The following is a 13,863-nucleotide window of genomic DNA, read 5'->3' as shown; positions in this document are numbered from 1 at the left end:
TGGGGACGCCCCTGCCGGGTTCAAGCATGCTGCGCGCATGTGGCGCGGGCGGCTGATGCAGCGCGCTCAGACGGCAGACAGCATGCGTGTGTGCTACCGGCACGCAGGCATTAAGCAGCCGCACACAAGAACGATTGGGAGCGTGGTGTGCGCTTCGGGATGAACCGGGTGATCGTCGCCGGCGCGGAGACGCTGCTGCGAAACCCTGTCACCGCAGTACGCGGCCGTCATATGCGCATCACTGCAAGAAACGCTCCGGCCCGAATAACCACTCAGGCTCGCGCATGGATGCGCATACAAGCGCCGATGCCTGCGCTCTAGCCCCTCTCCCAATGCGAGAGCGGCTCAAGAGCTGCGATTCGCACGCGGCGGTACTTCAGAGAAGTGTTTAACCGCCAAGCGCAACACACGCCGCACCACTCACTCAGCAGCTTTCTTGCGCCTGGCGCGCGGATGCGCGGCGTCGTAGACCTTGGCCAGATGCTGGAAATCCAGATGCGTATAGATCTGCGTGGTGGCGATGTCCGAATGACCAAGCAATTCCTGCACGCCGCGCAGGTCGCCGGAGGATTCAAGGATGTGGCTGGCAAAGCTGTGCCGCAGCATATGCGGATGCACGTCCTTGAACATGCCCTGGCGCACCGCCAGTTGCTTGATGCGGATCTGCACTGCACGTTGCGAAATCGCACCGCCGGCGCGGCCGGGGAATACATGCGTGTCGGCCCGCCCGCCGCTGTCGCGCAGCCAGTCGCGCAGCGCGCTGATCGCATGCGAACCCACCGGCACCAGGCGCTGCTTGCCGCCCTTGCCGAGCACCATCACCAAACCGCTGTCCAGATCCAGGTCGCGCCAGCGCAGCGCGCAGAGCTCGCTCAGGCGCAGACCGGACGAATAGAACAGCTCCAGCAAGGCGCGATCGCGCAGGCCCAGCGGCGCGTCGGTCGGCACCTCGACCAGACGCACCGCTTCATCGGCATCGAGCACCTGCGGCAATTTACGTGGCGCCTTGGGCGCACGCAGCGCCGCCGCCGGACTTGCGGCAATGCGGCCATGCTTGAGCAACCAGGCGTAGTAACTGCGGCATGCCGACAGACGACGCTGCAGGCTCTTGGGCGACAACCCGCGCCGGTGCTCGGCCGCAACGAACTGCCGCAACTGTGCGCTATCGAGCTGCGCCACATCGTCGATGGCCTGTTCGCCGGCCCAGCTCACCAACGCAGCAAGATCGCGCTGGTAGGCATCCAGCGTATGCGCAGACACCTGCCGCTCGACCTGCAGATACGCCAGGAAATCGTCGACCGACGCCACCTCAGACTCCCCGCTGCCGCACCATCGGTGCGGCCATCCAGCGCAGGCTGCACGCATCGGCGCACCCTGCACGGCGCATCATGTGTCGAAGCGCTGCAAGGCCACGCCCAGGGACTCGCCCATCATGCGCAGGAACAAGGTGCCCATGCCGGGATAGAAACGGTTGGCGTCGCTGCTGCCGACTGCAATCAGGCCGATGCCGGGCAACGGCAGCAGCGCGGTGGATTGCACGTTGGCAGCCTGGTCGGCGTACAGCAGCGCGTGTTTTTCCGTCTGCAGGCGGCCGCAGATCGGCTCGCCGTCGCTCAGGCAGTCGCGGAACGGGGCAAGCCGTGCATCATCGGCGGCGATGACCTGCAGCCAGTCGGCCTCCAGGCCAGCGACCGGCTTGAGCAACACCAGCCGCACCAGTTCGCCATTGAAATCTTCCGCCAGCGAGGCGGCCATCGCCTTGAGCGTGTCGGCCGCGCTGGTCTGGCGCATCAGCGCCAGGGTCAGTTGATGCGTGCGTACCGCTAGGCGCTCGTTGTCCTGCGCATTGTGGCCAAGCTCGTGCAGGCGCCGCGACAGCTCGCGGTTCTTGTCGCGCAGCACTTCCAGCTGATAGGTGGCCAGCGAGGCGGTGGGGCCGTCGTCGCGCGGCACCAGCAGACTCACCGCCAGATCCGGGAACTGCTTGAGGAAGGTCGGGTGGCGCCGCAACCAGGTTGCCACTTCGTGCGCGCTGAATTTGTCCGTGTTCTCGCTCATCAGTTCCACTCTCCATCGAAGACGAACACGGCCGGGCCTGACATCACGACTTCCTGTTGTTCGCCGGCCCAACGGATGCGCAGCTCGCCGCCGGGCAAGGACACCTGCACATCGCGCTCGACACGGCCGCGCTGCATCAGCACCACCGCCGCCGCGCATGCACCGCTGCCGCAGGCCAGGGTTTCGCCGGCGCCGCGCTCGAACACGCGCAGGCGCACATGCGTCGGGTCGACCACCTGCACAAAGCCGACGTTGACCGAATCGGGAAACGCGGCGTTCTGCTGCAACAGGCCGCCGACGCGCTCCACCGGCGCCGCGTCCACCCGCCCCACTTCCACCACGGCATGCGGGTTGCCCATGGACACCGCGCCAAAGCGCACGGTTTCGCCATGCACCGGCAGCGCATATTCCTCGCGCGCACGCGCAAAGCCGGCCAGCGGGATCTGCGTGGGCTCGAACTGCGGCACGCCCATCGCCACCGCGTAAGTGCCGGCGTCCAGACGCTGCACGCGGTGGGAGGTGAACGGGCTATCGATGACGAAATCATCGCCCTGCGCGGTGCCGTCGCGCACCAGCCAGGCCGCCACACAGCGCGCGCCATTGCCGCATTGGCGCGCGGCCGAGCCGTCGGAATTCCAGATGCCGTAGGCGGCCACCGCCTCGCTGCTGCGCGGGGGTTCGATGGTCAGGATCTGGTCGCAGCCCACCCCGAAATGGCGGTCGGCCAGGCGTGCGGCCAGCGCGGCATCCGGCGGCGGCGTGCCGTCGCGCAGGTCCAGCACCACGAAATCGTTGCCGGCGCCATGCATTTTGGTGAAACGCAGACGCCCGCTGCGGCCGTCAGCGCTCATTGCCGCTGCTAGCGGGCTGGTCGGTGGTGGGCGCGGGCTGCGTATCGGTGTTCACCGGCGCAGGCGCAGGCGAGGACTCATCCAGCGGTTGCGGCGCGTCCGGCGGCTGCAGCACGGGCTGGGCTTCCACCGGCACCGGCTTCTGCGGCATTACCAGCGGGCCTTTGTTGCCGCAGGCGGCAAGCAGGACAAAGGTCGCACCAACCAGTGCGAGACGAACAGACGGTCGGGACATGATGCTCATGGCCGAAGTATAGCCAGAACACCCTGACTGCCGTGCGCTCAGTGCGCGCTGGGCAACGCGCGCGGTGGCGGCTCGGGGCGCAGCCATAGCCAGATCGCCACCACCGCCATGCTGCCGATCGACAGGCATTTGACCCAGAACACCGGCACGCACCACAGCATGATGCCGGCGCAGACGGTCATGGTGAGCGTGGCCATCCACTTGGCCTTGCGGCTGACCGCGCGATAGGTCTGCCACTCGACGATCGCCGGGCCGAAGCGCGGGTGCGAGAGCAGCCAGTTGTGCAGCCGCTCGGAGCCGTGCGAGGCGGCCCAGGCGGAAATGAGGATGAACACGGTCGTCGGCAGGCCGGGCACGAAGATACCGACGATGCCGGTCGCCAGGCTGGCGTAGGCCAGCAACCACCAGGCCCAGCGGAATCGAGTCGGTCGCGTCATGGGTAAATGATACGGCCAGCGGGCGCCGAGATGGTCCGGGCATCCCCTTCTCCCACCGGAAGAAGGGGCCCGAAGGGCGGATGAGGGGACGTTTGCACGCGGGGATGGGCGGGTCCTGCTTACGAATCCCCAATCCCGACTCCCCAATCCCCGCCCCTCAACTACTTGGCCCCGAGCTGATCCAGCACAAACGCATACGACTCGGCGAGTTCGCGGTAACGGCGGAAGCGGCCGGACTTGCCGCCGTGGCCGGCCTCCATGTTGGTGCGGAACACGATCGGCCGGGTGCCGGTGTTGTCGTCGCGTAGCTTGGCCACCCACTTGGCCGGCTCCCAGTACTGCACCTGCGAATCCCACAGGCCGGTGCCGACGAACAGGGCCGGGTAGGCCTGCCTGGTCACGTTGTCGTACGGGGAGTAGGACAGCATGTAGTCGTAATAGGCCTTCTTTTCCGGGTTGCCCCACTCGTCGTATTCGTTGGTGGTGAGCGGGATGCTGGCATCGAGCATGGTGGTGACCACGTCGACGAACGGCACCTGCGCGACCATCACGCGGTAGTCCTGCGGCGCCATATTGGCCACTGCACCCATCAGCAACCCGCCGGCGCTGCCGCCGGAGGCGGCGACGCGGTCCTTGGCGGCATAGCCCTGCTCCACCAGGCCGCGGGTGACGTCGATGAAGTCGGTGAAGGTGTTCTTCTTGTGCAGCAGCTTGCCGTCGTCGTACCACTGGCGGCCCATCTCCTGGCCGCCGCGGATGTGCGCGATGGCATACACCACGCCACGGTCCAGCAGGCTGATCGCCGGCAGGTTGAACGCCGGGTCCATCGACATGCCGTAGCTGCCGTAGGCGTACTGGAACAACGCCGCAGTGCCGTCCTTCTTGAAGCCGCGCTTGTAGACCAGCGACACCGGTACCTTGACGCCGTCGCGCGCAGTTACCCAGACGCGCTCAGTCACGTACTTGCCAGCGTCATAACCGATCACCGGCTGCTGCTTGAGCAGCTTGCGCTCGCCGGTCCGCGTATTGAGTTCGTAGGTGGTCGCCGGCGTGGTCAACGAGGTGTAGCTGTAGCGCAACCACTCGGTGTCCGGCTCGGAATTGACTGCCAGGCCCATCGAATACGCAGGCTCATCCGCCTTGACGTACTCATGACTGCCATCACCCTTGAGCAGGCGTACGCGTTCCAGCCCGCCGGAGCGCTCTTCGATCGCGGTAAACCCGTCGAACAGCTCGAAGTTTTCGATATAGACCTTGTCATCGTGCGCCACCCAGTCGGTCCACTGCTTGCGCGTGGTCGCATCGGTGGGTGCGGTCACCAGCTTGAAATTCTTGGCGCCATCGGCATTGGTGCGGATCACCCAACGGCCATCGAAATGCTCGGGGTGATATTCGACATCGCGCTCGCGCTTGGCCAGCAAGGTGAACCGCTCGGGATTGTCGGCCGGCGCATAACGCGTCTCCGACGACACCGTGCTTTCCACGCCGATGGTGATGTACTTGTCGTCGCGGGTACGGCCGATGCCCATGTAGAAGCTGTCGTCCTTCTCCTCGTAGACCAGCACGTCGTCCTTGGAGGGCGTGCCCAGCACGTGTTTCTTCACGCGCACGGTGAGCAGCGTTTCCGGATCGTTCTCGACATAGAACAGGGTCTTGTTGTCGTCGGCCCAGACCACGTTGGCCGACACGCCTTCCACCGTATCGGGGTAGATCTCGCCGGTGTCCAGATTCTTGAAACGGATCGTGTACTGGCGACGGCCCACCGCATCGTCGGCCCAGGCCAGGATGCGATTGTCCTGGCTCACTTCCGCATCGCCGACGCTGAAGTAGCCCTTGCCCTGCGCCATCTGGTTGACGTCGAGCAGGATCTGTTCCGGCGCGTCCATGCTGCCCTTGCGGCGCGCCTGGATCGGGTAGTCCTTGCCGGCCTCGAAGCGCGTGTAGTACCAGTAGCCGCGCTCGCGATACGGCACGCTGGCGTCGTCCTGCTTGATGCGCCCGACGATCTCGGTAAACAGCGTGTCTTCCAGCGGCTTGAGCGGCGCCATCACCGTGTCGGTGTAGGCGTTCTCGGCGTTGAGATAGGCCAGCATCGCCTTGTCCTCACGCTTGTCGTCGCGCAGCCAGTAGTAGTCGTCGTTGCGGGTGGCGCCGAACGGGGCCTTGACCACATGCGGACGCTTGGCCACGTCCGGTGGCGGCGGGAGAGCTGCGAAGGCGGAGGGAACAGATGTGGTCATCAGGCTGGCGATCAGAAAGGTGAGGACAGGCTTCATCAGATTGGGGTCCGTTGGATGAACGCAATGCCATCCCAGCGCCCGAGTGTGGAAGAGGCCGGCCGGGAGCGTCATGTGCCCGAGGTCATGCTGCTCTATCCTCTTCGGTATGGACTCCCTACATTCGAACGTTCCCCGCTACAGCCGCCGCAGCCAGGACATCGCGCCGTTTCATGTGATGGCGCTATTGGCGCGCGCCAATGCGCTGGAACAGGCCGGCCACGATGTGATCCACCTGGAGATCGGCGAACCGGATTTCACCACCGCCGCACCGATCGTCGCGGCCGGACAGGCCGCACTGGCGGCCGGACACACCCGCTACACGGCCGCCCGCGGCCTGCCCGCGCTGCGCGCCGCCATCGCCGGGTTTTACGCGCAGCGGTACGGCTGCGCTATCGATCCGGAACGCATCCTGGTGACCCCGGGCGGCTCCGGCGCATTGCTGCTCGCCAGCAGCCTGTTGGTCGACCCGGACAAACACTGGCTGCTCGCCGACCCCGGCTATCCGTGCAACCGGCATTTCCTGCGCCTGGTCGAAGGCGCCGCGCAACTGGTGCCGGTCGGCGCAGACACCGATTACCAGCTGACGCCAGGCCTGGTCGATGCCTGCTGGAACGCCGACAGCGTCGGCGCGCTGGTCGCCTCGCCGGCAAACCCCACCGGCAGCGTGCTGTCGCGCGCGCAACTGGCCGGCTTGTCGCAGGCGCTGCATGCGCGCGGCGGCCACCTGGTGGTGGACGAGATCTACCACGGCCTGACCTACGGCATGGATGCGCACAGCGTGCTGGAAGTGGACGACAGCGCCTTTGTGCTGAACAGTTTTTCCAAGTACTTCGGCATGACCGGCTGGCGCCTGGGCTGGCTGGTCGCCCCGCCGGAGGCGGTGCCCGAGCTGGAAAAACTCGCGCAAAACCTCTACATCAGCGCCTCGACCATTGCGCAGCACGCAGCGCTTGCGTGTTTCACGCCAGAGAGCATCGCCATCTTCGAAGCACGCCGTGCCGAGTTCCAGCAGCGCCGCGATTACCTGCTGCCCGCGCTGCGCGCACTGGGCTTCAACATCGCCGTCGAACCGCAGGGTGCGTTCTATCTGTACGCGGATATCAGCGCATTCTCGGACGATGCCCAGGCCTTCTGCGCGCACTTCCTGGAGACCGAGCATGTCGCCTTCACCCCCGGCATCGACTTCGGCTTCCATCGCGCCAATCAGCACGTCCGCATCGCCTATACGCAAAGCCTGCCACGCCTCGAGCAGGCGGTGGAGCGGATTGCACGTGGCTTGCAACGTCTTTGATCGAACCAGCGCCAGTGCGCACGGCGCATCTCTTCGATCAGCGCCTCGCTGTGGCCATAGGTTCACTGCATCTGGAATGCATCTCTTCTACGTGCGCACGTACCCTCATCCGCCCTTCGGGCACCTTCTCCCGACGAGAAAAGGAAACGGCCAGGTGTCGCGGCGCTCCTGATCAACCGCAACGCGCGTCAGCACTCACCTCTGCGCGGCGCAGCCATTCAGATCGAAGAATTGCCGTGCAATGTCCAATCGCTGCTCGGGCCCGGCCCGGTACCACACCGCTTCGCGCAGGTCGGGCAACAGAAAGTGCGCTGGTGCCGGTGCGCCCAGGCGCGGCACCTCGCTGAAGACACGATAGTCCGCATCTGTACCAATATATCTGACATCGCCCAACGGTCGCGGCCCGCCGTCGGGGTCTGGCGCATGCCACCCCGGCGCAGTGACGTCGGCCGTCGAGGCCATATGCTGACTTTCGTCGCTGCCGCCATTCCATGGCAGAAACCACGCATCCCGGCCCGAGCTTGTGGAGTACAACCGCAACGCCAAATGTGATGGCCACTGTGGGCCGCTGGCGACCTGATGGAATTCGGCACGCACGTCGGGGTGATCACGCAGCACATAGTGCGCATCCTGAGCAGCACAGCCGCTCAATGCCAAGGCAACCATCAGCGCCAGCATCGACCACTCTCCGACTAGATCAATCAATCGCAAAACATCCAAAACAACATGGGCACGCCGACCATCGCCGGCGCGCCCGTATCGGCGCATCAACTCAATCCGCCAACCGCTCCCACAGGAAGCTGTAGGCCAGCGCCGCCATGTGTGCGGCCTGTGCGTTGTTGGCCGCGCCGCCGTGGCCGCCTTCGATGTTCTCGTAGTAGGTCACGTCCTTGCCGGCCTCGATCATCTTGGCGGCCATCTTGCGCGCGTGGCCTGGATGCACGCGGTCATCGCGCGTGGAAGTCAGGAAGATCACCGGCGGATAGGTCTTGCCCGGGTCGAACAGGTGATACGGCGAGAAGGTCTGGATGAACTTCCAGTCGTCGGTGTCCGGGTTGCCGTACTCGGCCATCCACGAGGCGCCGGCCAGCAGATGGCTGTAGCGCTTCATGTCCAGCAGCGGCACCTGCACCACCACCGCGCCGAACAGCTCCGGATACTGGGTCAGCATGTTGCCGGTCATCAGGCCGCCATTGCTGCCGCCCTGCACGCCCAGATGCCTGGTCGAGGTGATCTTGCGCGCCACCAGGTCCTTGGCCACCGCAGCCATGTCTTCATAGGCCTTATGGCGGTTCTGCTTGAGCGCGGCCTGGTGCCAGCGCGGGCCGTATTCGCCACCGCCGCGGATGTTGGCCACCACGTAGACGCCGCCCTTTTCCAGCCATGCGCGGCCCAGTCCGCCGGAATAATTGGGCGTCATCGAAATCTCGAAACCGCCATAGCCGTACAGCAGGGTCGGCGCGCTGCCATCGAGCTTCAACGCCTTGGGACGCACCAGGAAGTACGGCACGCGGGTACCGTCCTTGCTGGTGGCAAAGTGCTGCTCGATGCTGTCCTTGCCGGCATCGAAGAACGCCGGCATGGCCTTGAGTGGTTGCGGCGCAGTGCCCACCTCCACCCACGACAAGGTGGTCGGAGTCAGGTAGTCGGTGACGGTCAACCACAGCGCGTCGCTGTCGTCGCTGTCCACCGCGCTGACGTCGACGGTGCCGAACGCCGGCGCACCGACGAAGGCGCTCTTCTTCCAGCCATCCTGCCCAGGCGTGATCACGCTCAGACGGTTCTTGACGTCTTCCAGCACGTTCAACACCAGGTGCGAACGCGTCCAGGCGATACCTGCCAGCGAGGTGCTGTCGGTGGGCTCGAACAGCACATCGAAGTTGCGCTTGCCGGCCATGAAGTCATCAAAGCGCGTCGCCAGCAGCGAGCCGGCCTTGTAGGTCTTGCCGGCCACGGTCCAGGGTTCGCGCAGCTCCAGGGTCAGCCATTGCCGCTTGACCGACTTGCTGGCCGAGTTGGGCGCATCCACCTTGACCAGCTTGCCGTCGGCGCCCTTGAGATACAGCTCCTCGTTGTAGAAGGCCAGCGTGCGGCTGACGAAGTCGCGCTCGAATCCGGGCGTGTCGTCGTGCATCGCGGCGATGTACATGTCGGTCGGCTTGCCCTCGTACACCACCGTGGCGGCGCTGAGCGGAGTGCCGCGCTTCCACTGCTTGGCGATGCGCGGATAGCCGGAGCTGGTCATCGTGCCGGCACCGAAATCGGTGAACACGTAGACGGTGTCCTGGTCGATCCAGCCCAGCCCGCCCTTGGATTCGGGACGGAAGAAGCCGTCCTTGACCCACTGCTTGCCGGCCAGGTCGAACTCACGGGTGACATCGGCATCGGCGCCGCCGCGCGACAGCGCGATCAGGCAGCGCTGGTAATCCGGGCGCAGGCAGTCGGCGCCGTGCCAGACCCAGTTCTCGCCTTCGGCCTTGTTGAGCGCATCCAGGTCCAGCACCGTTTCCCACTTGGGCGCCGGCTTGCGGTATTCGTCCAGCGTGGTGCGCCGCCACAGGCCGCGCTCGTGCTGCTTGTCCTTCCAGAAGTTGTAGTAGTACTCGCCGATCTTCTGCACGCCGGGAATCTTCGCGTCCGAATCCAGCACTTCGCGGATGCTGGTTTCCATCCGCTTGAAGGCCGGCGTGGCGGCCAGGCGCGCCTCGGTCTTGGCGTTCTGGGCCTTGACCCAGTCCAGCGACTTGGCGCCGGAAACATCTTCCAGCCAGGCGTAGGGATCGTTGGACACGGCGGTTTCCTCTGCAGAGACGGCGCCAGCGGTGATCAGACCGGCAACCAGGCAGATCGAGGCGAGTTTGGACATGAATGTTTCCGGGAGAACGAACGCCGGGAACGTAGCATAGCCCTCCGCTGCCCGACCCTGCCGAAGGTCAGGCCGCGCGCGCCTGTGTCGCCGCACGCGAAGTGCTGCGTCGGCGTTGCGCCTGCGGCCCGTGCCGACGTGGCGCGCCGCGCCGCGCACCGGGCCGCACCAGGGCCGGCAATGCGAACCGGTGCAGGCTCCACCAGGCCAGCATCGGCATGCCGACCAGCCACAGCGGCAGCCAGCCGATCCACTCGCTATGGCCGCGCGCGGCCGGCCAGACCAGCACCAGGGCCAGGCCGGCCAGGGCGATCTGCCGGACCGGGCGCAGCACGCGCGGGTCGGGACGTTCGGAACGACGGGAAGGACGAATCGACATGGCGGCACTCCGTGGCAGGAAGGATCAGGACAGGCCGGCAGGATTGCCTGCGCCCATCTCACCGACTGCGACCTGGCGGCGAAAACCGGAGAGACCGCCTTGCCGGGTGCCGGCGCCGCAGCGCGATAACCACCGCCAGGCCACCGATGGCGCCCTATTCCGCGCCCGGACCCAGGCGCCCGGTTGCCACGTTTGAGGCAGCCGCGTGCGCCAGACCCGACCGTTGACGCGAACTTGCCCCCTGCATGCGGTAGTGTGCTGCTCCAACCGCCCCTTTGTGATGTTGCGATGCGCCTGACCGTTACGATCGCCCTCGCTTTTCTGTTCGTCCTCGGCCTGCCCGTGGCATCCGCCAAGGACGCGCCTGCCAGCGAGCCGGCGGTCGATCTGTCCAAGATCATGGGCACCTGGTACGTGATCGCACGCATGCCCAACCCGGTCGAGCGCGGCCACGTCACCAGCCGCGACGAGTACACGCTGGTCGAGGACGGCAAGGTGGCGGTGCGCTATCTCTACCGCGAGGGCTTCGGCGAGCCGGAGAAAGAGGTCAACGCGCGCGCCTCGGTGGATGCCGAGAGCGGCAACCGCGACTGGCGGGTATGGTTCTACAAGGTCATCCCGGCAAAGCAGCGCATCCTGGAAATCGCACCGGACGGTTCGTGGATGCTGATCTCCTACCCCGGTCGCGACCTGGCCTGGATCTTCGCGCGCAAGCCGGACATGAGCCGCGACCAGTACCGCAAGCTGGTCGACAAGATGCGCGACGACTATTCCATCTACACCGACAAGCTCAAGCGCGTGCCGCAGCTGCGCGAGCAGGTGGACCGCCTGGGCTTTGAAGTGCCGAACAAGCGCTGAGCTTGGCGGGCGGGCCGGTCGGTTGCCCGGCCGGATTCGGTTGATACAGGCATGAGCTGGTTGGTACGACGGTCGATAAGATTCGGTGCAATGCGTCGCTATCGACCTTGGTACGTCAACTTCAATTGCACGCTCCCGGCGCGGTTGCAGCAGGAACTGCGCTGCAACGCGCGTTACCACCATTGGCGACATTGACGCGCGCTACGCTGCATTAGCGGTTACTTCGGATACGCGCACGCAGCTGTCGCACGACAGCTTGCTCCAGGCACCACGCCCCCGCCACGCTCAGTCGTAGTTGCTCAACGCCAGCGACAGCAGCGCCTTGGCCTGCTCGCGCAGCGAGACCGGCTCGACGATCTCCGCGTCCGAGCCGTAATGCAGCACGTCCATCAGCAGTTCGCGCGAGTTGCTGTACGGCACCTTGAGCTCGTAACGACCATCAGCCAGAAAGCGGCCCTGCTGCTTGGAATGCCAGTGCTCGTCGGCGACCCAGCGCGCGGCCTTGGCACTGAACACGATGGTCGCCCAGCCCTTGGGCGCGCCGGAAAAAATGCCGTAGCTGGCCGCCAGCTGCTCATCCAGCTCGCTGTCGGGCACATCGCGCGGCACGCTCTCGAGCAGGCGTGCGTGATTGATGCGGTCCACCGCAAAGCTGCGCACGCCATCGCGGCCGTGGTCCCAGGCATCCAGGTACCAGTTGTCGCGGTAGTGGGTGATGCGCTGCGGGGACACAGTGCGCTTGGTCGATTCGTCGGTGGAACGGGCGCGGTAGTCGAAGCTCAGCTGCTTGCGCTCCAGCACGCCGGAGGCCACGGTGCGGAAGCTGGCTTCGTCCAGCTTGCGGCCGCGGTGCGGAATCACCCGCACCCGGTCCACCGGCCATTGCGACACGCCAGCCTGGGCGGCCAGCAGCCCTTCGATGCGTTGCTGCAGCGGCGCCAGCATCGAGGACAACACCCCGCCACCGGTGCGCGCCAGCAGTTGCTGGGAGGCCAGCAGCGCGTGCAGTTCTTCCGAACTCAGCCACAGGCCGGGCAGTTCGAAGCGGTCGCTTTCGCCGGAGAGATAACGGAACCCCGATTCGCCGTCGCCTTCCACCGGCGCCATCAGCGCATCGCGCAGAAACGCCAGGTCGCGGTACACGGTTGCGCGGGAACAGCTCAGCTCATCCTGCAGCCGCGCCACCGTGACCGGGTAGCGTGCCGATTTGAGCAAGCGATGCAGGGAGTTGATGCGTTCGTAGCGGTCCATGCGTCGATTATGTCCGAGTCTTTGCGTGGCAGGGTGAGCGTCGCTGTACACCGGCAATCATGCCTGGATCGGCGCCGCCACTGCGCGCGGGCGGGCGGGCCGCGGGCCTGCAGCGCGCGCGGGCCGGGCCTGGTTGCGGTGCGCGCAGCCGCGCCATCCGCTGCCGTTGCGCGAGCCGACGCCCGAACCCCTTCTGAAGCGCGGCGTTCACTTGCTCATGACGCAGCCGCTCAGTCCGTTATCATGAAATCGCTTCCACCCTCTTTCGCCCCTCTGTCCTCCAAAGCGAGCCGCCCATGTCCCGCCGTGCCCCGTTGTCTGCCCTGCTGCCGCTGTTGTTGATCACGCCCACCGTCTGGGCCCAGGCAGTCGCACCGGCCCCGGTGGACCCGGCCGCCGCCGTGATGCCGTCGCCGTGGGGCGGGAGCAGTGGCGAGCTCGGCTATGCCGCCGCCCATGGCAACAGCACCACCGACAGCCTCAACGGCCGGATCCGCCTGCGCTATACCGACGGCGACTGGATCCACAGCCTGGATGCCACCGCGCTGCGCTCCAGTTCCGAATACACCAACACCAACGACGACGGCAGCACCTCGCGCGAGCGCCAGACCACTGCCGAGCGCTACACCGGCAGCGCCGGCAGCGCGCTGCAGTTGGGCGAACACCGCCAGCTCACCGCCACCGGCCGTTACGAACACGACGACTTTGCCACCTACGACCGCCTGGCCACCTTCGGTATCGGTTACGGCACGCGCCTGATCGATGCCGAGCGCTTCTACCTGGATGCGCAGATCGGCCCGGGTATCCGGCGTGCGCACAACAGCGACGAAGACCGCAACGAGACTGGCCTGATCGGGCGCGGGCTGTTCGACCTCAAGTACACCGTCACCGACAACACCGACCTGATCAACACGCTGCTGGTGGAATCGGGTGAATACAACACCTACGCGCAGAACGATTTCGGTGTGCAGGTCAGCATGAACTCGCACTTCGCGCTCAAGGCCGCCTGGCAGATGCGCCACAACAGCGAGGTCAGCGACGGCGACAAGAAGACCGACACCCTGACCACGGTCAACCTGGTCTATACGTTCAAGTAAACACCCGCAAATGTAGGAGCGGCCCTGGCCGCGAAGGGCGTTCCCTGTGGAGCCCTCGCGGCCAGGGCCGCTCCTACGCAGAGCGCACCCTTGCCGGACAGGCCTTCCGAGACGTGGTGGTCAATCTGTCCATACGTTCGAATACGCAACCGCGATCTGTAGGAGCGGACCTGGCCGCGAGGGGCTTTCCCGATAACGCCTCTCGCGGCCAGGGCCGCTCCTACGAAGAGCGGGCGTTGCGTGGGGGCGGGC

At 65.9% G+C, this 13,863-nt stretch carries 13 protein-coding genes; 3 read left to right on the top strand and 10 right to left on the bottom strand.

Annotation, left to right across the window (positions count from 1 at the left end; all coding sequences use genetic code 11):
* Positions 1-420 precede the first annotated feature (420 nt).
* The 6 genes from xerC to AC1PLA_RS03655 form a co-directional block, all read right to left on the bottom strand.
* Positions 421-1,308 carry a tyrosine recombinase XerC gene (xerC, locus tag AC1PLA_RS03680; protein ID WP_481105609.1) on the bottom strand — a complete coding sequence of 296 codons (888 nt, stop codon included), beginning with the start codon at positions 1,306-1,308 and terminating at the stop codon, positions 421-423.
* A gap of 78 nt (positions 1,309-1,386) precedes the next feature.
* Positions 1,387-2,058: a DUF484 family protein gene (locus tag AC1PLA_RS03675; protein ID WP_167708387.1), complete on the bottom strand. Its 672-nt coding sequence runs from the start codon at positions 2,056-2,058 to the stop codon at positions 1,387-1,389.
* Positions 2,058-2,909 carry a diaminopimelate epimerase gene (gene dapF, locus AC1PLA_RS03670; RefSeq protein WP_481105608.1) on the bottom strand — a complete coding sequence of 284 codons (852 nt, stop codon included), beginning with the start codon at positions 2,907-2,909 and terminating at the stop codon, positions 2,058-2,060. The genes AC1PLA_RS03675 and dapF overlap by 1 nt, the downstream gene beginning before the upstream one ends.
* Positions 2,899-3,153: an LPS translocon maturation chaperone LptM gene (gene lptM, locus AC1PLA_RS03665; RefSeq protein ID WP_016903632.1), complete on the bottom strand. Its 255-nt coding sequence runs from the start codon at positions 3,151-3,153 to the stop codon at positions 2,899-2,901. The genes dapF and lptM overlap by 11 nt, the downstream gene beginning before the upstream one ends.
* A gap of 38 nt (positions 3,154-3,191) precedes the next feature.
* The gene (locus tag AC1PLA_RS03660; RefSeq protein ID WP_026064608.1) at positions 3,192-3,590 is read right to left on the bottom strand and encodes a YbaN family protein; all 399 of its coding nucleotides are present in this window, start codon (positions 3,588-3,590) and stop codon (positions 3,192-3,194) included.
* A 161-nt stretch (positions 3,591-3,751) separates the two neighbouring features.
* Positions 3,752-5,866, bottom strand: coding sequence for a S9 family peptidase (locus AC1PLA_RS03655; RefSeq protein WP_481105607.1), 2,115 nt, complete (start codon positions 5,864-5,866; stop codon positions 3,752-3,754).
* A gap of 109 nt (positions 5,867-5,975) precedes the next feature.
* Here AC1PLA_RS03655 and AC1PLA_RS03650 point away from each other — a divergent pair, with 109 nt between their 5' ends.
* Positions 5,976-7,160: a pyridoxal phosphate-dependent aminotransferase gene (locus AC1PLA_RS03650; RefSeq protein ID WP_481105606.1), complete on the top strand. Its 1,185-nt coding sequence runs from the start codon at positions 5,976-5,978 to the stop codon at positions 7,158-7,160.
* Between the two features lie 195 nt (positions 7,161-7,355).
* Here the strand turns inward: AC1PLA_RS03650 and AC1PLA_RS03645 are convergent, their stop codons facing one another.
* From AC1PLA_RS03645 to AC1PLA_RS03635, 3 genes are all read right to left on the bottom strand, one after another.
* Positions 7,356-7,928, bottom strand: a complete 573-nt coding sequence (locus AC1PLA_RS03645) for a hypothetical protein (protein ID WP_244860157.1) — start codon at positions 7,926-7,928, stop codon at positions 7,356-7,358.
* 4 nt (positions 7,929-7,932) lie between these two features.
* Positions 7,933-10,026 (bottom strand): prolyl oligopeptidase family serine peptidase, encoded by a 2,094-nt coding sequence (locus tag AC1PLA_RS03640; protein WP_481105605.1) that lies wholly within the window; start codon positions 10,024-10,026, stop codon positions 7,933-7,935.
* 67 nt (positions 10,027-10,093) lie between these two features.
* Entirely contained in the window at positions 10,094-10,405 is a 312-nt protein-coding gene (locus AC1PLA_RS03635; RefSeq protein WP_481105604.1) for a hypothetical protein, read from the bottom strand.
* Positions 10,406-10,693: 288 nt separating this feature from the next.
* On the opposite strand from AC1PLA_RS03635, the gene AC1PLA_RS03630 reads away from it, so the two are divergent.
* Positions 10,694-11,263: a lipocalin family protein gene (locus tag AC1PLA_RS03630; protein ID WP_024940222.1), complete on the top strand. Its 570-nt coding sequence runs from the start codon at positions 10,694-10,696 to the stop codon at positions 11,261-11,263.
* A gap of 285 nt (positions 11,264-11,548) precedes the next feature.
* On the opposite strand, the gene AC1PLA_RS03625 is transcribed toward AC1PLA_RS03630, so the two are convergent.
* A complete protein-coding gene (locus AC1PLA_RS03625; RefSeq protein WP_024940221.1) occupies positions 11,549-12,514 on the bottom strand; it encodes a helix-turn-helix transcriptional regulator in 966 nt (321 codons plus the stop codon).
* 296 nt (positions 12,515-12,810) lie between these two features.
* On the opposite strand from AC1PLA_RS03625, the gene AC1PLA_RS03620 reads away from it, so the two are divergent.
* Positions 12,811-13,611, top strand: a complete 801-nt coding sequence (locus AC1PLA_RS03620) for a DUF481 domain-containing protein (RefSeq protein WP_016903804.1) — start codon at positions 12,811-12,813, stop codon at positions 13,609-13,611.
* Positions 13,612-13,863: the final 252 nt, after the last annotated feature.

Source organism: Xanthomonas sp. NCPPB 1826 (assembly GCF_056725285.1).
Note: the sequence above shows the minus strand (reverse complement) of the source record. Positions and strands in the feature narration are given on the sequence as shown.

Bases quoted from the DNA above. Each gene is read 5' to 3' on its own strand.
- AC1PLA_RS03625 (WP_024940221.1), bottom strand. From the start codon at position 12,514: ATGGACCGCTACGAACGCATCAACTCCCTGCATCGCTTGCTCAAATCG.
- AC1PLA_RS03655 (WP_481105607.1), bottom strand. From the start codon at position 5,866: ATGAAGCCTGTCCTCACCTTTCTGATCGCCAGCCTGATGACCACATCT.
- AC1PLA_RS03650 (WP_481105606.1), top strand. From the start codon at position 5,976: ATGGACTCCCTACATTCGAACGTTCCCCGCTACAGCCGCCGCAGCCAG.
- dapF (WP_481105608.1), bottom strand. From the start codon at position 2,909: ATGAGCGCTGACGGCCGCAGCGGGCGTCTGCGTTTCACCAAAATGCAT.
- AC1PLA_RS03660 (WP_026064608.1), bottom strand. From the start codon at position 3,590: ATGACGCGACCGACTCGATTCCGCTGGGCCTGGTGGTTGCTGGCCTAC.
- AC1PLA_RS03675 (WP_167708387.1), bottom strand. From the start codon at position 2,058: ATGAGCGAGAACACGGACAAATTCAGCGCGCACGAAGTGGCAACCTGG.
- AC1PLA_RS03630 (WP_024940222.1), top strand. From the start codon at position 10,694: ATGCGCCTGACCGTTACGATCGCCCTCGCTTTTCTGTTCGTCCTCGGC.
- AC1PLA_RS03635 (WP_481105604.1), bottom strand. From the start codon at position 10,405: ATGTCGATTCGTCCTTCCCGTCGTTCCGAACGTCCCGACCCGCGCGTG.
- AC1PLA_RS03640 (WP_481105605.1), bottom strand. From the start codon at position 10,026: ATGTCCAAACTCGCCTCGATCTGCCTGGTTGCCGGTCTGATCACCGCT.
- AC1PLA_RS03645 (WP_244860157.1), bottom strand. From the start codon at position 7,928: ATGCGCCGATACGGGCGCGCCGGCGATGGTCGGCGTGCCCATGTTGTT.
- lptM (WP_016903632.1), bottom strand. From the start codon at position 3,153: ATGAGCATCATGTCCCGACCGTCTGTTCGTCTCGCACTGGTTGGTGCG.
- AC1PLA_RS03620 (WP_016903804.1), top strand. From the start codon at position 12,811: ATGTCCCGCCGTGCCCCGTTGTCTGCCCTGCTGCCGCTGTTGTTGATC.